General features: G+C 52.4%; 21 protein-coding genes. 14 read left to right on the top strand and 7 right to left on the bottom strand.

The genetic code is table 11. From position 1 onward, the window contains the following. Positions 1 to 78 precede the first annotated feature (78 nt). The 3 genes from nudB to ruvC are packed head-to-tail and all read left to right on the top strand — an operon-like array spanning position 79 to position 1,859. Positions 79 to 531 carry a dihydroneopterin triphosphate diphosphatase gene (gene nudB / locus ACH0WD_RS08725; protein ID WP_000653693.1) on the top strand — a complete coding sequence of 151 codons (453 nt, stop codon included), beginning with the start codon at positions 79 to 81 and terminating at the stop codon, positions 529 to 531. A gap of 29 nt (positions 532 to 560) precedes the next feature. Continuing rightward, entirely contained in the window at positions 561 to 1,301 is a 741-nt protein-coding gene (locus ACH0WD_RS08720; RefSeq protein WP_000907242.1) for a YebC/PmpR family DNA-binding transcriptional regulator, read from the top strand. A gap of 36 nt (positions 1,302 to 1,337) precedes the next feature. After that, positions 1,338 to 1,859 (top strand): crossover junction endodeoxyribonuclease RuvC, encoded by a 522-nt coding sequence (ruvC, locus tag ACH0WD_RS08715; protein WP_000022509.1) that lies wholly within the window; start codon positions 1,338 to 1,340, stop codon positions 1,857 to 1,859. A 1-nt stretch (position 1,860) separates the two neighbouring features. Here ruvC and ACH0WD_RS08710 read toward each other — a convergent pair whose 3' ends face one another. Beyond that, positions 1,861 to 2,460, bottom strand: a complete 600-nt coding sequence (locus ACH0WD_RS08710; protein WP_000716743.1) for a YebB family permuted papain-like enzyme — start codon at positions 2,458 to 2,460, stop codon at positions 1,861 to 1,863. Between the two features lie 627 nt (positions 2,461 to 3,087). Beyond that, positions 3,088 to 3,984 (bottom strand): DUF4034 domain-containing protein, encoded by an 897-nt coding sequence (locus ACH0WD_RS08705; protein ID WP_001597478.1) that lies wholly within the window; start codon positions 3,982 to 3,984, stop codon positions 3,088 to 3,090. A gap of 419 nt (positions 3,985 to 4,403) precedes the next feature. On the opposite strand from ACH0WD_RS08705, the gene ruvA reads away from it, so the two are divergent. After that, on the top strand, positions 4,404 to 5,015 hold the full coding sequence (ruvA, locus tag ACH0WD_RS08700) for a Holliday junction branch migration protein RuvA (protein ID WP_000580335.1): 612 nt from the start codon (positions 4,404 to 4,406) through the stop codon (positions 5,013 to 5,015). 8 nt (positions 5,016 to 5,023) lie between these two features. After that, positions 5,024 to 6,034, top strand: a complete 1,011-nt coding sequence (gene ruvB, locus ACH0WD_RS08695; RefSeq protein ID WP_000568508.1) for a Holliday junction branch migration DNA helicase RuvB — start codon at positions 5,024 to 5,026, stop codon at positions 6,032 to 6,034. A 78-nt stretch (positions 6,035 to 6,112) separates the two neighbouring features. Here the strand turns inward: ruvB and znuB are convergent, their stop codons facing one another. Continuing rightward, positions 6,113 to 6,898 carry a zinc ABC transporter permease subunit ZnuB gene (gene znuB / locus ACH0WD_RS08690; protein WP_000571508.1) on the bottom strand — a complete coding sequence of 262 codons (786 nt, stop codon included), beginning with the start codon at positions 6,896 to 6,898 and terminating at the stop codon, positions 6,113 to 6,115. Then, positions 6,895 to 7,650, bottom strand: a complete 756-nt coding sequence (gene znuC, locus ACH0WD_RS08685) for a zinc ABC transporter ATP-binding protein ZnuC (protein WP_000203023.1) — start codon at positions 7,648 to 7,650, stop codon at positions 6,895 to 6,897. The genes znuB and znuC overlap by 4 nt, the downstream gene beginning before the upstream one ends. A 78-nt stretch (positions 7,651 to 7,728) precedes the next feature. Here znuC and znuA point away from each other — a divergent pair, with 78 nt between their 5' ends. From znuA to lpxM, 3 genes are all read left to right on the top strand, one after another. Next, positions 7,729 to 8,673 (top strand): zinc ABC transporter substrate-binding protein ZnuA, encoded by a 945-nt coding sequence (znuA, locus tag ACH0WD_RS08680; protein ID WP_000939597.1) that lies wholly within the window; start codon positions 7,729 to 7,731, stop codon positions 8,671 to 8,673. Between the two features lie 15 nt (positions 8,674 to 8,688). Further along, entirely contained in the window at positions 8,689 to 10,008 is a 1,320-nt protein-coding gene (mepM, locus tag ACH0WD_RS08675) for a murein DD-endopeptidase MepM (RefSeq protein ID WP_001184028.1), read from the top strand. Between the two features lie 116 nt (positions 10,009 to 10,124). Further along, on the top strand, positions 10,125 to 11,096 hold the full coding sequence (gene lpxM / locus ACH0WD_RS08670) for a lauroyl-Kdo(2)-lipid IV(A) myristoyltransferase (RefSeq protein ID WP_000448398.1): 972 nt from the start codon (positions 10,125 to 10,127) through the stop codon (positions 11,094 to 11,096). Positions 11,097 to 11,168: 72 nt separating this feature from the next. On the opposite strand, the gene pyk is transcribed toward lpxM, so the two are convergent. Together pyk and ACH0WD_RS08660 are read right to left on the bottom strand one after the other, a co-directional pair. Further along, entirely contained in the window at positions 11,169 to 12,611 is a 1,443-nt protein-coding gene (gene pyk / locus ACH0WD_RS08665; protein ID WP_000091156.1) for a pyruvate kinase, read from the bottom strand. Positions 12,612 to 12,734: 123 nt separating this feature from the next. Next, positions 12,735 to 13,604, bottom strand: coding sequence for a MurR/RpiR family transcriptional regulator (locus ACH0WD_RS08660; protein ID WP_001056719.1), 870 nt, complete (start codon positions 13,602 to 13,604; stop codon positions 12,735 to 12,737). A 341-nt stretch (positions 13,605 to 13,945) separates the two neighbouring features. Between ACH0WD_RS08660 and zwf the strand changes: the two genes are divergently transcribed. The 3 genes from zwf to kdgA all read left to right on the top strand — a co-directional run bounded on the left by zwf (position 13,946) and on the right by kdgA (position 18,146). Then, positions 13,946 to 15,421, top strand: a complete 1,476-nt coding sequence (gene zwf, locus ACH0WD_RS08655) for a glucose-6-phosphate dehydrogenase (protein WP_000301711.1) — start codon at positions 13,946 to 13,948, stop codon at positions 15,419 to 15,421. A 234-nt stretch (positions 15,422 to 15,655) separates the two neighbouring features. After that, positions 15,656 to 17,467: a phosphogluconate dehydratase gene (edd, locus tag ACH0WD_RS08650; protein ID WP_001069128.1), complete on the top strand. Its 1,812-nt coding sequence runs from the start codon at positions 15,656 to 15,658 to the stop codon at positions 17,465 to 17,467. 37 nt (positions 17,468 to 17,504) lie between these two features. Beyond that, positions 17,505 to 18,146: a bifunctional 4-hydroxy-2-oxoglutarate aldolase/2-dehydro-3-deoxy-phosphogluconate aldolase gene (kdgA, locus tag ACH0WD_RS08645; protein WP_000800494.1), complete on the top strand. Its 642-nt coding sequence runs from the start codon at positions 17,505 to 17,507 to the stop codon at positions 18,144 to 18,146. A gap of 99 nt (positions 18,147 to 18,245) precedes the next feature. Here kdgA and purT read toward each other — a convergent pair whose 3' ends face one another. Beyond that, positions 18,246 to 19,424: a formate-dependent phosphoribosylglycinamide formyltransferase gene (purT, locus tag ACH0WD_RS08640; RefSeq protein ID WP_000173431.1), complete on the bottom strand. Its 1,179-nt coding sequence runs from the start codon at positions 19,422 to 19,424 to the stop codon at positions 18,246 to 18,248. 130 nt (positions 19,425 to 19,554) lie between these two features. Here purT and yebG point away from each other — a divergent pair, with 130 nt between their 5' ends. The 3 genes from yebG to ACH0WD_RS08625 all read left to right on the top strand — a co-directional run bounded on the left by yebG (position 19,555) and on the right by ACH0WD_RS08625 (position 21,019). Then, positions 19,555 to 19,845, top strand: a complete 291-nt coding sequence (gene yebG / locus ACH0WD_RS08635) for a DNA damage-inducible protein YebG (protein WP_000257723.1) — start codon at positions 19,555 to 19,557, stop codon at positions 19,843 to 19,845. A gap of 67 nt (positions 19,846 to 19,912) precedes the next feature. Next, a complete protein-coding gene (yebF, locus tag ACH0WD_RS08630; protein ID WP_001042123.1) occupies positions 19,913 to 20,266 on the top strand; it encodes a protein YebF in 354 nt (117 codons plus the stop codon). A gap of 93 nt (positions 20,267 to 20,359) precedes the next feature. Beyond that, positions 20,360 to 21,019, top strand: a complete 660-nt coding sequence (locus tag ACH0WD_RS08625) for a tellurite resistance TerB family protein (protein ID WP_000024707.1) — start codon at positions 20,360 to 20,362, stop codon at positions 21,017 to 21,019. Positions 21,020 to 21,161: the final 142 nt, after the last annotated feature.

Below are 21,161 nucleotides of genomic sequence, written 5' to 3'. Positions count from 1 at the left end.
CGACATCATTCGCGTGATATCGCGGCGGCCCGCAGGGGCGAGTCTCATCCGTCACCCAACAGCCAACAACGAGGTCGCGTGAAGGATAAAGTGTACAAGCGCCCCGTTTCGGTCTTGGTGGTTATTTTCGCGCAGGATACGAAACGGGTGCTAATGTTGCAGCGACGCGACGACCCGGATTTTTGGCAGTCAGTGACTGGCAGCATAGAAGAAGGGGAGACCGCGTTGCAGGCCGCCGTACGTGAAGTCAAAGAGGAGGTCACGATTGATGTTGCGGCAGAGCAACTGACCTTAATCGACTGCCAGCGTACGGTGGAGTTCGAAATTTTTTCACATTTACGTCATCGCTATGCGCCGGGCGTCATGCACAATACAGAATTCTGGTTCTGCCTTGCGTTACCGCATGAGCGGCAGGTGATATTCACTGAACATCTGACGTACCAGTGGCTTGATGCGCCTGACGCGGCGGCGCTTACCAAGTCCTGGAGTAACCGGCAAGCGATTGAAGAGTTTGTCATTAACGTCGCCTGAAAAGGCGCGCTTTTTTTGAGGAAATATTTATGGCAGGTCATAGTAAATGGGCCAACACCAGACATCGTAAAGCTGCGCAGGATGCCAAGCGCGGTAAAATCTTCACTAAAATTATTCGTGAACTGGTAACGGCAGCTAAATTGGGCGGCGGCGATCCGGATGCCAACCCGCGTCTGCGCGCGGCTGTAGATAAAGCGCTGGCCAACAACATGACCCGCGACACTCTGAACCGTGCCATCGCTCGCGGTGTGGGTGGTGATGAAGACTCGAACATGGAAACCATCATCTATGAAGGTTATGGTCCTGGCGGCACGGCCATTATGATTGAGTGTCTGAGTGACAACCGTAACCGTACCGTAGCGGAAGTGCGTCATGCTTTCAGCAAGTGCGGCGGTAATCTGGGTACCGATGGCTCAGTGGCGTACCTGTTCAGTAAGAAAGGGGTCATCTCCTTTGAGAAAGGCGATGAAGACACCATCATGGAAGCTGCTCTGGAAGCTGGCGCGGAAGATGTTGTGACCTATGATGATGGCGCGATTGATGTTTACACTGCCTGGGAAGAGATGGGCAAAGTGCGTGACGCGCTGGAAGCGGCGGGTCTGAAAGCGGACAGCGCCGAAGTGTCCATGATCCCGTCAACCAAAGCGGATATGGATGCGGAAACCGCGCCGAAACTGCTACGTCTGATCGATATGCTGGAAGACTGTGACGATGTTCAGGAAGTCTACCATAACGGTGAGATCTCTGATGAGGTGGCGGCGACCCTGTAATGGTGCTGTTAAACGCCGGCGGGCAGGGGGTATAGCATGTCGATTATTCTCGGTATTGACCCCGGCTCGCGCATTACCGGTTATGGCGTTATCCGCCAGGTAGGTAGGCAACTGACCTATCTGGGCAGCGGATGTATTCGTACCAAAGTCGATGATTTGCCGTCTCGTTTGAAGCTCATATACGCAGGCGTGACGGAAATCATCACGCAGTTCCAGCCGGACTATTTCGCTATCGAACAGGTGTTTATGGCGAAGAACGCCGATTCAGCCCTCAAGCTGGGACAGGCGCGCGGCGTCGCGATTGTCGCCGCGGTCAACCAGGAACTGCCCGTGTTTGAATACGCGGCGCGTCAGGTGAAGCAAACCGTCGTCGGTATTGGTAGCGCGGAAAAAAGCCAGGTACAGCATATGGTTCGTACGTTGCTAAAGCTCCCCGCTAACCCGCAGGCCGATGCCGCAGATGCGCTGGCTATCGCCATTACGCATTGCCACGTTAGCCAGAACGCGATGCAAATGAGCGAGAGCCGACTCAATCTGGCGCGGGGAAGGTTGCGCTAAATCATTCTCCCTCAGCCTCGCGTTGAGGGGGTTCAATTCCACAGGCGCTAATTAATTCTAAATTGGGATGTTGCCACAGGCTGGCGGGCGTCACCGTCTTACGATCCCACGGGATTGAACCTAAAAACCAGAACTTCCAGAAGGCGAGTTTCGCATCAGGATTGCTGTGAAGTAATTCTTCGAATGTCTCAATATCGCCTACCGGAATACACAATGCTTCTTTATAGATATCAAACACAAATTTCGAGCAGAACTGGCGCGATGACTCGTATTTAAACCCCGTGTGATAAAACTTATTCAGCCGGGCGGGAACCTGTTCCATGATGGCGAGTTTCTGTTCGACCGTCAGACCGCCGCACAGGCGACGAACGGCGTAACGTTGTCCGGCTGAACGTTGTATAAACAGTGACAGCGTGGTGACGGTTGAGAGGGGGACGCGACTTTCCGCCACCAGATAGTCATCACCATTATGACCAATAATAATCCCAACATGGTTGCTCCAGCACTGTGAAGCGGTGGATATCTGGCCGAAAAGCGCGGCACCTATACAGGTAAAGACGATATCCCCGGTTTCATAGTGGACAGAATAATGTTTTTTCATGTTCACGTTCCATTATTACCTAAAATAATATCCTTTATTTTACGCTATTGGATAATTAGCATTATACTCACATAATGACAAGATATTATTATCAATAAATATCCATCATGAATATTATAATTTACAGTGATAATGTTTTTACCTCTTTCCAGAGGTGAAAGTGAAAGGGAAAATAGACGAATGCAGGGAATAAGTGGACTGTCCTTTCCATATTATATAATTGTTTGTATCGCCATATATTTTTCTTGAGTCTATGTTATTGTCTGGTTGTGTTTCTCTTCATGCTTATTGCTTTTGTTTTTAATAGGCATTTGAGGTGTGATCTGGCAAGAGTGGTTGGCGCAAATATTTGGCTGACTCTGCGTTATATTAAGCGCCAGGGGGAACAGGAGGCGAAAGTGCAAAAGGTTAGGTTGCAATGCAAAAAAATATCGAGTTTGTACTGTTCATCAATCGCTGATTATTATTCTTGTAAAGGGTAAGGAAGTGATTAACAACGGTACCGTTTATCTCGTTCATGATCCAAAGGTTGAAGGATGTTTTCCATTAAACCACCTCTGCATATAACGGCTGAGGCGGCTTAATTCAATTAATGCTGTGCATTAAACTGTGATGGTAATCTGGCAATTATTGGAAGGACTGCTGGCATTCCCGATAATTTAACCCTTGTGGCCAGGTATCCCGCTCCGTTTCCCCTTGAATCATTTTATCTGCTTTCACAAAGGAGTCTTTATCGCGGGCAATGCAGGAAGTTATCAGAATATTATTAAGCGTGCGGGTTGATGGGAACTGTTTGTAGCGATCTCTCCAACCTTGCAGCATATCGTCCCAGGAGACAATCTGACGTTTATTCAGTAAAGCCATTAATTCAGGTTGGTAATGGATTGCATTACTCCAGATATAAGCGTAGTAAGAAAGTCCCGATTGATCTTTGTTTTTTTCTGCGGCCATTCTGGCGATTTTTTCGACTTCTTCCGGAGAACCACCCCATTTAGGCAAACGAGCGACCATGGCCTCGATATAAATATTTTGATAGGCGGGATATTTTTTGCTGGCTTCTTCCAAAGTGCTATAGAGCAGCTCTTTATCCTCAAGATTGCGTGCGACCATTTCCATTTCCTGATACCAGGTCACATCTTTGTCGGCAATATCTTTGTTCTTTAACAGATACTCTTTTTCCTGAATCATCAGCTTCTTATATTTCGGCCATATATCAGAGTCCACCGTGCTGGCCGCACCTTCACCGCGTAAATTCACGGCTTTAGCATCAAAAACCATTGCTTGCAGCAGCCTTGCACCCGTGGATTTGGGGTTTGCTTTAAGCCACTCTTTTGCCACGCCAGAAATACCATTGTCGGAAACATCTACTGAAAAAAGATTATAGATCCCTCCCCATGCGATAACCAGTTTATGAGTTCCGCCGCTGGTTGTCGGGAATCCGGTATTGTATTCCTGAAACATAGCGTCCAGCTTGTCCCACTTTTGGCTGACAGTATAGGCGATAGCTTGTTGCTCAATGGCCATTCTTTCCCGTGTTTCCGTGAGGCTATTAGCTGACGCCAGCGCAGGAATAGCCATTAATGTACCTATGACAATATTTTTCAATAACATTGAATTTCTGTCCTGAATGATTAAATAACAAGATGATTAATATTGTTTATAAAGGATGTGCTTTCACCGGAGGAAATTCAAGCTATAGTGATAATGCGTATCTGGACTTTTTATTTATTATTCTTACAGAAAATGTTATTGAATTATATTTATAATAGACACTTATTATATCTCCATATTATGGGGCGCGGCGGCACCCAGTGGTGTCGCGCGACCGATTCGAAGGGAAGGTCATTGAGATAGGCGAATAACGTGTTTTTCATCTGGATAAACATCCAGTCTTTTTTTATGATAGTGCATTATCTTTTCAGCCCTTTACGCAGGAGCGTCATGTGATAGGCAGACTCAGAGGCATTATTCTCGAAAAACAACCCCCGATCGTGCTGCTGGAGACAGGGGGCGTAGGCTATGAAGTACATATGCCTATGACCTGCTTTTACGAGCTGCCGGAGGCCGGGCAGGAGGCAATCGTCTTCACCCACTTTGTGGTGCGTGAAGATGCGCAGTTGCTGTACGGATTCAACAATAAGCAAGAGCGCACGCTGTTTAAAGAGCTAATTAAAACGAATGGCGTCGGGCCTAAGCTGGCGCTGGCGATCCTCTCCGGCATGTCGGCGCAGCAGTTTGTGAATGCGGTTGAGCGCGAAGAGCTTGGCGCACTGGTGAAGCTGCCGGGTATCGGCAAGAAAACCGCCGAAAGGCTGATTGTCGAAATGAAAGACCGCTTTAAAGGGCTACATGGCGATCTCTTTACGCCAGCGGTCGATCTGGTATTGACGTCGCCGGCCAGCCCAACCTCGGAAGATGCAGAACAAGAAGCAGTTGCTGCGCTGGTGGCGCTGGGTTATAAACCGCAAGAAGCCAGTCGGATGGTAAGCAAGATCGCCCGTCCGGATGCAAGCAGTGAAACACTGATTCGCGACGCGTTACGCGCCGCGTTATGAGGTAAAGGATGATAGAAGCAGATCGCCTGATTTCAGCAGGCGCCACGATCGCAGAAGACGTCGCCGATCGCGCCATTCGCCCGAAGTTATTGGCGGAATATGTCGGCCAACCGCAGGTGCGCTCCCAGATGGAGATCTTTATTCAGGCGGCAAAACGGCGTGGCGACGCACTAGATCACTTGCTGATTTTCGGCCCGCCAGGGTTAGGTAAGACGACTCTGGCGAATATCGTTGCCAATGAAATGGGCGTCAATCTCCGAACCACGTCCGGCCCGGTGCTGGAAAAAGCAGGCGATCTGGCGGCTATGCTCACCAATCTTGAACCGCATGATGTGCTGTTTATTGATGAGATTCACCGGCTTTCACCGGTGGTGGAAGAGGTACTCTATCCGGCGATGGAAGATTACCAGTTGGATATTATGATTGGCGAAGGGCCTGCTGCACGTTCAATTAAGATCGATCTGCCGCCGTTTACGCTCATTGGCGCGACGACGCGAGCAGGTTCGCTGACCTCGCCGCTACGTGACCGTTTTGGTATTGTGCAGCGCCTGGAGTTCTACCAGGTGCCCGATCTGCAGCACATCGTCGGGCGCAGCGCAAGGCACATGGGGCTTGAGATGAGTGATGACGGCGCGCTGGAAGTGGCGCGTCGGGCGCGCGGTACGCCGCGTATAGCCAACCGCCTGCTCAGACGTGTGCGTGATTTCGCCGAGGTGAAGCATGACGGGGCTATTTCAGCGGAAATTGCCGCGCAGGCGCTGGATATGCTGAACGTCGATGCGGAAGGGTTTGACTATATGGATCGCAAGCTGCTGCTGGCGGTTATTGATAAATTCTTCGGTGGTCCGGTGGGACTGGATAACCTGGCGGCGGCGATTGGCGAAGAGCGTGAAACCATTGAGGATGTGCTGGAGCCGTATCTGATTCAGCAAGGCTTTTTGCAGCGTACGCCGCGTGGGCGTATGGCAACGGTGCGCGCCTGGAACCATTTCGGGATCACGCCGCCAGAGATGCCTTAGCGCCTGAAGTCGCTGCGCTCATCAGACCTGGGCGATTTTGTAGGCCCGGTAAGCGCAGCGCCACCGGGCAACACACGCTTAGCTTGCCTGCTTTTTCATCATACTGAAGATAAACAGCAGCGCGGCACACAGCACTACGGATGGCCCTGCCGGGGTATCATAAAAGGCTGAGAAGGTCAGTCCACCTGTAACCGCTATCATACCTACACCAACGGCGACGCCCGCCATCTGCTCCGGCGTACGGGCAAAGCGACGCGCGGTTGCGGCGGGGATAATCAGCAGCGACGTAATGATCAGCGCTCCGACAAACTTCATCGCCACGCCAATAGTTAATGCCGTTACCAGCATCAATAGCAGCTTCACGCGCTGTAACTTCACGCCATCGACAAAGGCAAGATCCGGACTGATAGTCATTGACAGCAAGTTGCGCCACTGCCAGAAGAGAATGGCCAGCACAATAACGACCCCAATAGCGATCGAGATAAGATCTTCCGGCGTGACGGCCAGCAAATCGCCAAACAGATAAGCCATTAAATCAACGCGGACGTTGGACATCAGGCTGACCACGACCAGTCCTAAAGATAAGGCGCTGTGCGCCATAATGCCCAGTAAGGTATCAATCGCGAGGTGAGGGCGTTTCTCCAGCCATACCAGACCGGCGGCCAGCAGCAGCGTAACGGCGATTACCGCATAAAAGGGGTTAACGTCCAGCAACAGGCCAAACGCCACGCCCAGAAGCGACGCGTGAGCCAGCGTATCGCCAAAATAGGACATCCGACGCCAGACCACAAATGAGCCCAAAGGACCAGCGGCGCAGGCCAGCATCATCCCGGCCAGCCAGCCGGGCAGTAATAATTCAATCATGAGTGACCATTTCCCCGGCGCAGTACAATACGACCCTGTAAATCGTGGCGATGATTATGATGATGGCGATAAATCCCTAATTGCTCCGCGCCTCGCGGGCCAAACATAGAGATAAATTCCGGATGCATAGACACCACTTCCGGCGCGCCGGAACAGCAAATATGATGGTTCAGGCATAACACTTCATCCGTCTTTGCCATGACCAGATGTAGATCATGTGACACCATCAACACGGCGCAATCGAGTTCGCGACGCAGTTGATCGATAAGGTCGTATAACGCGACCTGGCCGTTGACATCCACGCCTTGCGTCGGCTCATCAAGTACCAGCAACTGCGGCCTGTTAAGCAGAGCACGCGCCAGCAGTACGCGCTGTGTCTCGCCGCCGGAGAGTTTTTGCATGGGCGCGTCAATCAAATGTCCGGCCTGAACGCGTTTAAGCGCCGGGAGAATATCCGTTTTTTGCGTGCCGGGACGTAAACGTAAAAATCGGTTTACCGTCAGCGGAAGCGTGGTATCGAGATAGAGCTTTTGCGGGACATAGCCGATACGGAGTTGCCCGTTGCGCTTGATCACCCCTTCATCAGGGGCTACCAGTCCTAAAACCACGCGTACAAGCGTTGACTTCCCCGCGCCGTTAGGGCCGAGAAGCGTTAAAATTTTTCCGGGGCTCAATTCAAGCGACACGTCAGAGAGGACGCGGCGTTGACCAAATGAGACCGAGACGTTTTCCAGTGAAACTAAACTTGTCATGTTAATTTTAGGCTTGCAGAAGTGATAGAATGTTATAATATCACATTTCACACATTCATTACGATGATTAGTCGCATTATGTTACAGAAAAATACGCTTCTTTTCGCAGCATTATCCGCCGCGCTTTGGGGGAGTGCAACCCAGGCCGCCGATGCCGCCGTTGTCGCTTCGCTTAAACCGCTTGGGTTTATCGCTTCCGCCATTGCTGATGGCGTTACGGATACGCAAGTATTACTTCCGGATGGGGCTTCCGAGCATGATTATTCATTGCGTCCATCAGACGTAAAACGCTTACAGGGCGCGGACTTAGTCGTCTGGGTTGGCCCGGAAATGGAAGCCTTTATGGAGAAGTCGGTCAGGAATATTCCTGATAATAAGCAGGTTACCATTGCGCAACTTGCCGATGTAAAACCGTTACTCATGAAGGGCGCGGATGATGATGAGGATGAACATGCGCATACGGGCGCCGATGAGGAAAAAGGTGACGTACATCACCATCACGGCGAATATAACATGCATCTTTGGCTCTCCCCAGAGATAGCGCGGGCTACAGCGGTTGCAATCCATGAAAAATTAGTGGAACTTATGCCGCAAAGTCGAGCCAAACTCGACGCCAACCTGAAGGATTTTGAGGCACAATTAGCCGCAACCGATAAACAGGTCGGTAACGAGCTCGCGCCGCTCAAGGGGAAAGGGTATTTCGTTTTTCATGACGCCTACGGTTACTACGAAAAACACTACGGACTCACCCCACTCGGTCACTTTACCGTGAACCCTGAGATACAACCTGGCGCGCAGCGTTTACATGAAATAAGAACACAGTTGGTTGAGCAAAAAGCAACCTGCGTTTTTGCTGAGCCACAATTCAGGCCAGCGGTCGTGGAAGCCGTGGCGAGAGGGACATCCGTTCGAATGGGAACACTGGACCCCCTCGGGACGAACATTAAACTGGGTAAAACAAGCTATTCAGCGTTTTTAAGCCAATTAGCCAACCAGTATGCGAGCTGCCTGAAAGGAGATTAACGAGGAAGTGAATACGTGCAACAGATAGCCCGCTCTGTCGCCCTGGCATTTAATAATCTGCCCCGACCCCACCGCGTTATGCTGGGGTCACTTACCGTTCTGACACTGGCCGTCGCCGTATGGCGGCCCTATGTTTACCACCCAGAATCCGCACCAATCGTTAAAACTATTGAACTGGAGAAAAGCGAGATTCGTTCCCTCTTACCGGAGGCCAGCGAACCCATCGATCAGGCCGCGCAGGAAGATGAAGCTATTCCTCAGGATGAGCTGGACGATAAAACCGCAGGCGAAGTCGGCGTCCATGAATACGTCGTCTCCACAGGCGATACGTTAAGCAGCATTCTGAATCAGTACGGCATCGATATGAGCGATATTAGCCGACTTGCCGCTTCTGATAAGGAGCTGCGCAATCTGAAAATTGGCCAACAGCTTTCCTGGACACTGACCGCCGATGGCGATTTACAGCGTCTGACATGGGAAGTCTCCCGCCGTGAAACGCGTACCTACGATCGCACTGCCAACGGTTTTAAAATGAGCAGTGAAATGCAGCAGGGGGACTGGGTTAACAGTCTGCTGAAAGGTACGGTAGGGGGTAGCTTTGTCGCCAGCGCGAAAGAGGCCGGTTTAACCAGCAGCGAAATCAGCGCAGTGATAAAAGCCATGCAGTGGCAGATGGATTTTCGCAAGCTGAAAAAGGGCGATGAATTTTCGGTTCTGATGTCGCGCGAGATGCTGGATGGCAAGCGTGAACAGAGTCAGTTGTTGGGCGTGCGGATGCGTTCCGATGGTAAAGATTACTACGCCATTCGCGCCGCTGACGGTAAATTCTATGACCGTAACGGTGTTGGCCTGGCGAAAGGCTTTTTACGCTTCCCGACCGCCAAACAGTTCCGCATCTCCTCCAACTTCAATCCGCGCCGTCTGAACCCGGTTACCGGACGCGTTGCGCCGCATCGTGGCGTTGACTTTGCGATGCCGCAGGGGACGCCGGTGCTGTCGGTGGGGGATGGCGAGGTCGTGGTCGCTAAACGTAGCGGCGCTGCCGGTTACTACATTGCGATTCGTCATGGACGCACCTACACCACACGTTACATGCACTTGCGTAAGCTGCTGGTAAAACCGGGGCAAAAAGTGAAACGTGGCGATCGCATTGCGCTTTCTGGTAACACCGGGCGTTCCACAGGGCCGCATCTGCATTATGAGGTATGGATAAACCAGCAAGCCGTTAACCCTCTAACAGCAAAATTGCCGCGCACGGAAGGTCTGACGGGGTCAGATCGTCGTGAATACCTGGCACAGGTGAAAGAGGTTCTGCCGCAACTGCGCTTCGATTAACAAATGCGCTGACAGAGCCGGTACGCGATGTGTGCCGGCTTTTTTGTTTTGTGTGCGGCGCAGACGTCGCTACACTATTCACAATTCCTTTTCGCGTCAGCAGACCCTGGAAAAGCATGGAAACCAAAAAAAATAATAGTGAGTATATCCCTGAATTCGAAAAATCCTTTCGCTATCCGCAGTATTGGGGCGCCTGGTTGGGCGCTGCGGCAATGGCGGGGATCGCATTAACACCGGCATCATTCCGCGACCCTTTGCTGGCGACGCTGGGGCGTTTTGCCGGACGGCTGGGGAAGAGTTCTCGTCGCCGGGCGCTAATTAATCTGTCGTTGTGCTTTCCGCAGCGTAGCGAAGCTGAGCGCGAAGCGATTGTCGATGAGATGTTCGCCACCGCGCCACAGGCAATGGCGATGATGGCTGAGTTGGCGATGCGCGGTCCGAAAAAAATTCAACAGCGTGTTGACTGGGAAGGTCTGGAAATCATTGAGGAAATGCGTCGTAACGACGAAAAAGTCATTTTTCTCGTACCGCATGGCTGGGGCGTCGACATTCCAGCCATGCTGATGGCCTCTCAGGGGCAAAAAATGGCGGCGATGTTTCATAATCAGGGTAATCCGGTTTTTGACTATATCTGGAACACAGTGCGTCGGCGTTTCGGCGGACGTTTGCATGCGCGTAATGACGGGATTAAACCCTTTATTCAGTCTGTTCGTCAGGGCTACTGGGGCTACTACCTGCCGGACCAGGATCACGGCCCGGAGCATAGTGAATTCGTTGATTTCTTTGCGACATACAAAGCGACGCTGCCTGCGATTGGTCGGCTGATGAAAGTGTGCCGCGCACGCGTGATACCGCTTTTCCCGGTGTATAATGGTAAAACGCATCGCCTGAGTATCCAGATTCGCCCGCCAATGGACGATCTGCTCACGGCTGACGACCACACTATCGCCAGACGGATGAACGAAGAGGTCGAAATTTTTGTCGGCCCGCATCCGGAACAGTACACCTGGATCCTGAAGCTGCTCAAAACCCGCAAGCCAGGCGAGATTCAGCCGTATAAGCGTAAAGATCTTTATCCCATCAAATAAATAAAGCCTCTCGTAAGAGAGGCTTTATGCTGACAAACCCTGTACTACCTGTTGAACAGGCCTGGAGGAGTTTTACTCAACGGTCAAAATACGCGTGGTATTGGTTGAACCGACGGTGCTCATGACATCGCCCTGAGTCACGATAACCAGGTCACCGGAAACCAGATACCCTTTATCGCGCAGCAGATTAACAGCTTCATGTGCCGCGACAACGCCATCAGCCGCGCTGTCAAAATGCACCGGCGTTACTCCGCGGTAGAGCGCGGTCAGGTTGAGCGTGCGTTCATGGCGCGACATGGCGAAAATCGGCAGGCCGGAGCTGATACGGGAAGTCATTAGCGCGGTACGACCGGATTCCGTCATGGTGATGATCGCGGTAACGCCTTTCAGATGGTTTGCCGCATACATCGCAGACATGGCAATAGCTTCTTCAACGTTGTCGAACTGCACGTCGAGACGGTGTTTAGACACATTGATGCTGGGGATTTTTTCTGCGCCCAGGCAGACGCGCGCCATTGCGGCAACGGTTTCAGAAGGATACTGACCGGCTGCGGTTTCGGCAGACAGCATAACCGCATCCGTGCCATCCAGGACGGCGTTCGCCACGTCCATCACTTCCGCGCGGGTCGGCATCGGGTTGGTGATCATCGACTCCATCATCTGCGTTGCGGTGATGACTGCACGGTTTAGCTGACGCGCACGGCGAATCAGCGCCTTCTGGATACCAACCAGCTCCGGATCGCCGATTTCAACGCCCAGGTCGCCACGTGCGACCATCACAACGTCAGAGGCCAGAATGATATCGTCCATGGCGTTTTGGTCGCATACCGCTTCGGCGCGTTCGACTTTAGCCACAATTTTCGCGTCGCAGCCGGCGTCGCGTGCCAGGCGGCGTGCATAGTTCAGATCTTCGCCGCAGCGCGGGAAGGATACGGCCAGATAGTCAACGCCTATCAGCGCAGCGGTTTGAATATCGGCTTTGTCTTTTTCGGTCAGCGCTTCAGCAGAAAGCCCGCCGCCGAGCTTGTTAATGCCTTTATTGTTAGACAGCGGGCCGCCGACGGTGACCTCGGTAAAGACTTTCATGCCCTGGACTTCAAGCACTTTCAACTGCACTCGACCATCGTCAAGCAGCAGGATATCGCCAGGAACGACGTCTGCCGGCAACCCTTTGTAATCAATGCCGACTTTTTCTTTATCGCCTTCGCCTTTACCCAGGTTAGCGTCTAACAGAAATTTGTCCCCGATATTGAGGAACACTTTGCCTTCTTTAAAAGTGGAAACGCGAATTTTTGGCCCTTGCAGGTCGCCTAAAATAGCCACATGACGCCCCAGTTTGGCGGCAATCTCACGGACTTTATCAGCACGCATTTTATGATCTTCCGGCGAGCCGTGAGAGAAGTTCATACGTACTACGTTTGCGCCCGCGGCGATAACCTTCTCAAGGTTGTTATCGCGGTCAGTTGCCGGGCCTAACGTGGTAACGATTTTGGTTCTGCGAAGCCTTCTGGACATGTAATACTCCGTTGACTAAAACAACTTGGTGTTGCGTGAACATTGATCCGGTCGTTCTGAAACCTTAACGGTATAAAATGAACGTCCCCGGATGACGAAAAGGGTAGAACATTGTTATTGCTTTTAGCGGTCATCACTCCTGATGAGTAATTCTTTATCAAAACGCGATTCCTTGAGCGCTTCCTTGACACGCTTCAAGTTATCTCTGAATTTCGCCCCGCGACGCAAAGTAAATCCCGTTGCCAGCACATCTATCACGGTCAGCTGAGCAAGTCGAGAGACCATGGGCATATAAATGTCTGTATCTTCCGGTACGTCGAGGGTAATGGCCAGCGTGGCTTCGCGCGCCAGCGGCGTTCCAGCGGAGGTCAGGGCGATCACCATCGCATCGTTTTCCCGCGCCAACTGCGCCAGTTCCACCAGGCTCTTGGTTCTGCCAGTATGCGAAATGAGCACGACGACGTCATCATCGTTACAATTCATACAGCTCATCCGTTGCAGCACGATATCGTCGGAGTAAATCACCGGCACATTGAAGCGAAAAAACTTATTCATGGCGTCATGCGCGACCGCGGCGGAGGAACCAAGACCAAAAAAGGCGATTTTTTTTGCCTGGGTCAGTAAATCGACGGCGCGGTTGACGGCCGATTTATCCAGCGACTGACGAACATGGTCGAGACTGGCCATGGCGGACTCGAAGATTTTTCCTGTATAGGCCTCAACGCTGTCATCTTCATCCACATTGCGATTAACATAGGGGGTGCCATTTGCCAGACTTTGCGCCAGATGCAGTTTAAAATCAGGAAAGCCGCGGGTATTCATGCTGCGACAGAAACGGTTCACCGTTGGCTCGCTAACGTTAGCTTCCTGGGCCAGCATGGCAATGCTTAAGTGAATCGATCTGCCTGGGGCGGCCAGAATAACATCGGCGACTTTTCGTTCAGATTTGCTTAAATGTTCCAGTTGAGACTGGACTTTTTCCAGCATATTCATGATTAGCAAGGCTCATGGGTATTAGCGATTTCAATGATGCGCGAAACCGAGCGCGTTTTGTTAGATATTACTCCTGGCGGCTGTCAAAGGGGGCAAAATGGCTAAAAAAGGTGTCGTTTTTTTTCATTACATGACCGACGTCGGATTTTAAGTTCCAGCTTGTGTGGAAAAGCGACAATTTTATTAGGCGTTTTGCCGATTATATTGCCAATCAAACGCCGGTTCACCTATGAAAAGGCGTTTACGGTTTCCGTAATCTCGTAAAAGCAGTACAGTGCTGTGTAATAAAATTACAACGATATCCTGGCTAAAGTACCAGGAGATTAACTGAGGAGAATGACATGGCGGTAACGCAAACAGCCCAGGCATGTGACCTGGTCATTTTCGGCGCGAAAGGCGACCTGGCGCGCCGGAAACTGCTGCCTTCCCTGTATCAGCTTGAGAAAGCCGGCCAGATCCATCCGGATACCCGGATCATTGGGGTGGGGCGCGCGGACTGGGATAAAGAAGCTTATACCCACGTCGTGCGTGAGGCGCTGGAAACCTTCATGAAGGAAAAAATTGATGAAGGCTTGTGGGATACGCTGAGCGGCCGTCTGGATTTTTGTAATCTTGACGTTAACGATACGCCTGCGTTCAGTCGCCTGGGCGATATGCTGGATCAAAAAAACCGCACCACCATTAACTATTTTGCGATGCCGCCCAGCACGTTTGGCGCTATTTGCAAAGGGTTAGGGGAGGCTAAACTCAACGCCAAACCGGCGCGTGTCGTGATGGAGAAACCGTTGGGTACTTCGCTGGCGACCTCGCGTGAGATTAACGATCGGGTCGGCGAATACTTTGAAGAGTGCCAGGTATATCGTATCGACCACTATCTGGGCAAAGAAACGGTTCTCAACCTGCTGGCGCTGCGTTTTGCCAACTCGTTATTCGTTAATAACTGGGATAACCGCACTATCGATCACGTTGAGATTACCGTAGCGGAAGAGGTGGGGATTGAAGGGCGCTGGGGATATTTTGACCAGGCCGGTCAGATGCGCGATATGATCCAGAACCACTTGCTGCAAATTCTCTGCATGATTGCCATGTCACCGCCGTCTGACCTGAGCGCCGACAGTATTCGCGATGAAAAAGTCAAAGTGTTGAAATCGCTGCGCCGTATTGATCGCTCCAACGTGCGTGAAAAAACGGTTCGTGGTCAATACACCGCGGGCTTTGCGCAGGGGCAAAAGGTGCCGGGCTATCTGGAAGAAGAGGGCGCGAATAAAAGCAGCAACACCGAAACGTTCGTCGCGATCCGCGTCGACATCGATAACTGGCGTTGGGCGGGCGTGCCATTCTATCTGCGCACCGGCAAGCGTCTGCCAACCAAGTGCTCTGAAGTCGTGGTTTATTTCAAGACGCCTGAACTGAACCTCTTTAAAGAGTCCTGGCAAGACCTGCCGCAGAACAAATTGACGATTCGCCTGCAGCCGGATGAAGGCGTAGATATTCAGGTGCTTAACAAAGTGCCGGGGCTGGATCATAAGCATAATCTGCAGATCACGAAGCTTGATCTGAGCTACTCCGAGACCTTTAATCAGACGCACCTGGCGGATGCATATGAGCGCCTGCTGCTGGAAACGATGCGTGGCATTCAGGCGCTGTTTGTCCGCCGTGACGAAGTGGAAGAAGCCTGGAAGTGGGTGGACTCCATTACCGAAGCATGGGCGATGGACAACGACGCGCCGAAGCCGTATCAGGCGGGCACCTGGGGACCGGTAGCGTCCGTGGCGATGATTACCCGTGACGGTCGTTCGTGGAATGAGTTTGAGTAAATTTGCCACTCACTCTTAGGTGGTATTTTACCGGTAACATGATCTAACACAGATTGTAGAATCATTTTTGCACTTTTAAGCCTCGTGTGGATTCACCTGCGAGGCTTTTTTTATTACACTGCCTGAAACGATTTTGCCCCATTATCCCCGGACATCATGTATTTCACTGTCTTTCCACATTGATGAAACGCATGGTAAACCCGGTAGCCGGACAGATAAATTTCAGGAGCCTCTATGAATCCTAATTTGTTACGCGTAACACAGCGTATTGTCGAACGCTCGCAGCAGACCCGAAAAGCCTATCTTGCCCGCATTGAGCAGGCGAAAACCGCCACGGTCCACCGCTCTCAACTGGCCTGCGGCAACCTGGCGCATGGCTTCGCCGCCTGTCAGCCAGAGGACAAAGTCTCGCTGAAAAGTATGTTGCGCAATAATATCGCCATTATTACCTCCTACAATGACATGCTCTCTGCGCATCAACCGTATGAACATTATCCGCAGATTATTCGTCAGGCCCTGCATTCCGTGAATGCGGTAGGTCAGGTCGCAGGCGGCGTACCGGCAATGTGCGATGGCGTTACGCAAGGGCAGGATGGCATGGAGTTGTCATTACTCAGCCGCGAAGTGATAGCGATGTCGGCAGCAGTAGGCCTTTCTCACAATATGTTTGACGGCGCGTTATTCCTCGGCGTATGCGACAAAATCGTTCCGGGGCTGGCGATGGCCGCGCTCTCTTTTGGTCATTTACCCGCGATTTTTGTTCCGTCAGGCCCGATGGCGAGCGGCCTGCCGAATAAAGAAAAAGTCCGTATTCGTCAGCTATATGCGGAAGGAAAAGTAGACAGAATGGCGCTGCTGGAGTCGGAAGCCGCCTCTTACCATGCGCCGGGCACCTGTACATTTTACGGCACCGCCAACACCAACCAGATGGTGGTGGAGTTTATGGGAATGCAGTTGCCGGGTTCTTCGTTTGTGCATCCGGATGCGCCGCTGCGCGAGGCATTGACTGCCGCTGCCGCACGTCAGGTAACACGTCTTACCGGCAACGGCAATACGTGGATGCCGCTCGGTAAAATGATCGACGAAAAAGTCGTGGTGAACGGCATTGTCGCGCTGCTGGCTACCGGCGGCTCCACCAACCACACCATGCATCTGGTTGCAATGGCGCGCGCGGCGGGCATTCTGATCAACTGGGATGACTTCTCGGATTTGTCGGAAGTGGTTCCGTTGATGGCGCGTCTGTATCCGAACGGTCCGGCGGACATTAACCACTTCCAGGCGGCGGGCGGCGTACCGGTATTGATGCGTGAGCTGCTCAATGCCGGATTGCTGCACGAAGACGTTAATACTGTCGCAGGCTTCGGCCTGAAACGCTATACGCTGGAGCCCTGGCTCAACAACGGCGAGCTGGACTGGCGTGAAGGCGCGGAAAGGTCACTGGATAACGATGTCATTGCCTCTTTTGATAAGCCGTTCTCTCCTCACGGCGGTACTAAGGTGCTAAGCGGTAATCTGGGGCGCGCAGTAATGAAGACGTCTGCGGTACCGGTTGAAAACCAGATCATTGAAGCGCCTGCCATGGTATTTGAAAGTCAGCATGATGTGCTGCCTGCGTTTGACGCGGGCCTGCTTGACCGGGATTGTGTCGTTGTCGTGCGTCATCAGGGACCAAAAGCGAATGGAATGCCAGAATTACATAAACTCATGCCGCCACTTGGTGTATTATTGGACCGCCGTTTCAAAATCGCGTTAGTTACTGATGGACGACTTTCAGGCGCTTCGGGTAAAGTGCCTTCAGCTATCCACGTAACGCCGGAAGCCTACGATGGCGGCTTACTGGCAAAAGTGCGCGATGGCGACATCATTCGCGTGAATGGGCAGACAGGTGAGTTAACTCTGCTGGTCGACGAGGCGGAACTTGCCGCTCGTCAGCCTCATATTCCGGACCTGAGCGCGTCGCGCGTCGGAACGGGGCGTGAGTTGTTTGGCGCGCTGCGCGAAAAGCTGTCGGGTGCGGAGCAGGGCGCAACCTGTATCACTTTTTAAGATGACACACTAGTAATCAGGCGAGAGAAGAATTCCGATGAAAAACTGGAAAACAAGTGCAGAAGCAATCCTGACCACCGGCCCGGTTGTCCCGGTCATTGTAGTCAATAAACTGGAGCACGCGGTGCCGATGGCTAAAGCGCTGGTGGCCGGGGGCGTTCGCGTTCTGGAAGTGACTTTACGTACGGCCTGCGCGATGGATGCTATTCGCGCTATCGCTAAAGACGTGCCGGAAGCGATTGTCGGCGCCGGAACCGTTCTCAATCCGCAGCAGTTGGCGGAGGTGACGGAAGCGGGCGCGCAGTTTGCGATTAGCCCGGGACTGACTGAGCCACTGCTGAAAGCCGCGACGGCAGGCACTATCCCATTGATTCCCGGTATTAGCACCGTTTCTGAACTGATGTTGGGCATGGACTATGGTCTGAAAGAGTTCAAATTCTTCCCGGCGGAAGCGAATGGCGGCACTAAAGCGTTGCAGGCGATTGCCGGTCCGTTCTCTCAGGTACGTTTCTGCCCAACCGGCGGCATCTCTCCGGCAAACTATCGTGACTATCTGGCGCTGAAAAGCGTGTTGTGCATCGGCGGTTCCTGGCTGGTACCGGCCGACGCGCTGGAAGCGGGTGATTACGATCGCATCACCAAACTGGCGCGCGAAGCGGTAGAAGGCGCGAAGCAGTAAGCCGTTAAATGCCCGATGGCGCTTGCTTATCGGGCTTACGAGTGGCGATCAGGCAGGTCTGATAAAAATGCGCTAACGTCGCCATCAAGCGATGGCGCATTAGCCTTTTACCGTCACGCGGCTGACGGCCTTTTTCGCTCTTATCACCGCTTCTTCAACGTTTTCACCTGTCGCTAACGCTACACCAAGACGACGGGTGCCGTCGATCTCAGGCTTACCAAACAGCCGTACCTGCACTCCGGCTCCTACCGCCGCGTGTACATTATCAAACGTCACATTTTGACTGGTAAGCTGCGGCAGAATCACGGCCGAGGCAGCGGGACCATACTGGCGAATAGCGCCTACGGGCATTCCCAGAAAGGCGCGCACATGCAGCGCAAACTCAGAGAGATCCTGAGAAATCAACGTGACCATTCCGGTATCGTGCGGGCGAGGGGATACTTCGCTGAAAATGACTTCATCGCCACAGACGAAGAGTTCAACGCCGAACAGGCCATGACCGCCTAACGCCAGTACCACATGACGGGCAATCTCTTGCGCCCGCTTCAGCGCCAGTTCGCTCATCTGCTGTGGCTGCCAGGATTCGCGATAGTCACCATCTTGCTGACGATGACCGACCGGCGCGCAGAAATGCACGCCATCGACGGCGCTAACGGTGAGCAACGTAATTTCAAAATCAAATTTAACCACGCCTTCCACAATCACGCGACCCGCGCCAGCGCGTCCGCCCTGTTGAGCATACTCCCATGCCTGCGCGAGCTGTTCGGCCGAGCGGATAAAGCTCTGGCCTTTGCCGGAAGAGCTCATGACCGGTTTGACGATGCAAGGAAAACCCACTGCGGCTACCGCATCATGAAAACTGGCCTCACTGTCGGCAAAGCGATACGTCGATGTCGGCAGACCTAATTCTTCTGCGGCCAGGCGACGGATCCCTTCGCGGTTCATCGTGAGCTGCGTTGCACGGGCGCAAGGCACGACATTCAGCCCTTCGCCCTCCAGCTCGCGCAGCGTATCGGTGGCGATCGCTTCTATTTCCGGCACGATATAATGCGGTTTTTCCTCTGTAATCACATGACGTAGCGCCTCGCCGTCCAGCATATTAATGACGTGTGAACGGTGAGCCACATGCATGGCGGGAGCATCAGGATAGCGATCGACGGCGATAACCTCGATCCCCAGGCGTTGGCATTCAATCGCCACCTCTTTTCCTAATTCTCCTGCCCCTAATAACATCACCCGCGTTGCTGCCGGACGCAGCGCAGTGCCTAATAGCGTCATATTTCTGTCCCCTTATTTACCTGCGCGCAGTATATACGAAAACGTTTGCGTATGTCTTTTCGAATAAATTGCTTTTCTTGCTGCCTTGCAATATACTGTATATAAACACAGGTAAATAAGGGGCTGCAAAATGGCGGTTGAAGTTAAATACGTAGTCATTCGCGAGGGTGAGGAGAAGATGTCATTTACCAGTAAAAAGGAAGCCGACGCCTGGGACAAAATGCTCGATACTGCCGATCTTCTTGATACCTGGCTTGAGCAGTCGCCAGTCGTGCTGGAAGATGGGCAGCGCGAAGCGTTGTCGCTGTGGCTGGCGGAACATAAAGAGGTATTAAGCACTATCCTCAAAACCGGTAAGTTGCCTTCTCCGCAGGCGGTTGAAAAGGACGCCGCGAGTAAAACGAAAAAGCAAGCCGCCTGAACCCGTACTTGCGCTCCCGGCGTTTTGTACCATGCTTTTCCTGAATCATTGTGCTAAGGAGAAAAGTATGAATAAAAGAGGAGCGTTGTTGAGCCTGCTGTTGTTATCCGCCAGCGTATCGGCATTTGCGGCATCCACCGAGAGTAAATCGGTTAAGTTTCCGCAGTGCGAAGGGCTGGATGCCGCCGGGATTGCGGCAAGCGTGAAGCGCGACTACCAGCAAAATCGTATCGTGCGGTGGGCCGACGACCAAAAAAAGGTCGGGCAGGCTGACCCGGTCGCGTGGGTTAATGTGCAGGACGTTGTAGGTCAAAATGATAAATGGACAGTTCCGCTAACTGTTCGCGGTAAAAGTGCCGATATTCATTATCAGGTCATCGTTGATTGCAAAGCCGGCAAGGCGGAATATAAGCCCCGCTAGCAGCGTAATTTGCGCTTCTTTTGCCGGAACAGACAATTCCTGACATCCCCTCAGGTACGCTTGACCATTATTGGTCTGTATTTGAGGGGTACTATGGCTAACTGGTTGAACCAATTACAATCACTTCTTGGGCAAAAAGGCGCTTCTGCATCGCCTTCCGGTGAACAGGGGTTAAATAAACTGCTGGTTCCCGGCGCGCTGGGCGGTCTGGCTGGACTGTTGGTCGCCAATAAGTCTTCGCGCAAATTATTAACTAAATACGGTACTGGCGCTTTGCTGGTGGGCGGCGGCGCGGTAGCGGGTTCCGTATTGTGGAATAAGTACAAAGATAAAGTACGCGCTGCGCATCAGGGGGAGCCGCAATTCGGCAGCCAAAGTACGCCGCTGGATGTTCGCACTGAGCGACTGATCCTGGCGCTGGTTTTTGCTGCAAAAAGCGATGGGCATATTGATGCCAAAGAACGCGCGGCGATTGAGCACCAACTGCGAGAGTCAGGTGTTGAAGAGCAAGGGCGTGTGTTTATCGAGAAAGCTATTGAGCAGCCGCTTGATCCACAACGTCTGGCACAGGGCGTTCGTAATGAAGAAGAAGCCCTGGAAATCTACTTCCTGAGCTGCGCCGCCATTGATATTGACCACTTTATGGAACGTAGCTATCTGAATGCGTTAGGAGACGCGCTAAAAATTCCTCAGGAGGTTCGGGACGGTATCGAGCAGGACTTGCAGCAGCAAAAACAAGCGCTACCAGGCTGATAACCTGCCATTAAGTAACATGTTTCGCTTGCATCATGCGTGTCTTTTGCCACCCTTATAGGATGGATAGTTTAAGTCATTCATGTTGCAGGATAGCGGCGAAGCAGTGACATCTCAGGCGCTTACCGAGGTGAGCGACCGG

This window comes from Salmonella sp. 2020_1395 (assembly GCF_043848115.1).
GTDB classification, from domain to species: domain Bacteria; phylum Pseudomonadota; class Gammaproteobacteria; order Enterobacterales; family Enterobacteriaceae; genus Salmonella; species Salmonella enterica.
This window is presented reverse-complemented; position numbering and strand designations above follow the sequence as displayed.

Excerpts from the sequence above, each read along its gene's own strand:
- kdgA (WP_000800494.1), top strand. The coding sequence starts at position 17,505 with ATGAAAAACTGGAAAACAAGTGCAGAAGCAATCCTGACCACCGGCCCG.
- edd (WP_001069128.1), top strand. The coding sequence starts at position 15,656 with ATGAATCCTAATTTGTTACGCGTAACACAGCGTATTGTCGAACGCTCG.
- znuB (WP_000571508.1), bottom strand. The coding sequence starts at position 6,898 with ATGATTGAATTATTACTGCCCGGCTGGCTGGCCGGGATGATGCTGGCC.
- yebG (WP_000257723.1), top strand. The coding sequence starts at position 19,555 with ATGGCGGTTGAAGTTAAATACGTAGTCATTCGCGAGGGTGAGGAGAAG.
- ACH0WD_RS08720 (WP_000907242.1), top strand. The coding sequence starts at position 561 with ATGGCAGGTCATAGTAAATGGGCCAACACCAGACATCGTAAAGCTGCG.
- ACH0WD_RS08625 (WP_000024707.1), top strand. The coding sequence starts at position 20,360 with ATGGCTAACTGGTTGAACCAATTACAATCACTTCTTGGGCAAAAAGGC.
- purT (WP_000173431.1), bottom strand. The coding sequence starts at position 19,424 with ATGACGCTATTAGGCACTGCGCTGCGTCCGGCAGCAACGCGGGTGATG.
- znuA (WP_000939597.1), top strand. The coding sequence starts at position 7,729 with ATGTTACAGAAAAATACGCTTCTTTTCGCAGCATTATCCGCCGCGCTT.
- znuC (WP_000203023.1), bottom strand. The coding sequence starts at position 7,650 with ATGACAAGTTTAGTTTCACTGGAAAACGTCTCGGTCTCATTTGGTCAA.
- zwf (WP_000301711.1), top strand. The coding sequence starts at position 13,946 with ATGGCGGTAACGCAAACAGCCCAGGCATGTGACCTGGTCATTTTCGGC.
- ruvC (WP_000022509.1), top strand. The coding sequence starts at position 1,338 with ATGTCGATTATTCTCGGTATTGACCCCGGCTCGCGCATTACCGGTTAT.
- ruvB (WP_000568508.1), top strand. The coding sequence starts at position 5,024 with ATGATAGAAGCAGATCGCCTGATTTCAGCAGGCGCCACGATCGCAGAA.
- ACH0WD_RS08705 (WP_001597478.1), bottom strand. The coding sequence starts at position 3,984 with ATGGCCATTGAGCAACAAGCTATCGCCTATACTGTCAGCCAAAAGTGG.
- lpxM (WP_000448398.1), top strand. The coding sequence starts at position 10,125 with ATGGAAACCAAAAAAAATAATAGTGAGTATATCCCTGAATTCGAAAAA.
- pyk (WP_000091156.1), bottom strand. The coding sequence starts at position 12,611 with ATGTCCAGAAGGCTTCGCAGAACCAAAATCGTTACCACGTTAGGCCCG.
- ACH0WD_RS08660 (WP_001056719.1), bottom strand. The coding sequence starts at position 13,604 with ATGAATATGCTGGAAAAAGTCCAGTCTCAACTGGAACATTTAAGCAAA.
- yebF (WP_001042123.1), top strand. The coding sequence starts at position 19,913 with ATGAATAAAAGAGGAGCGTTGTTGAGCCTGCTGTTGTTATCCGCCAGC.
- ACH0WD_RS08710 (WP_000716743.1), bottom strand. The coding sequence starts at position 2,460 with ATGAAAAAACATTATTCTGTCCACTATGAAACCGGGGATATCGTCTTT.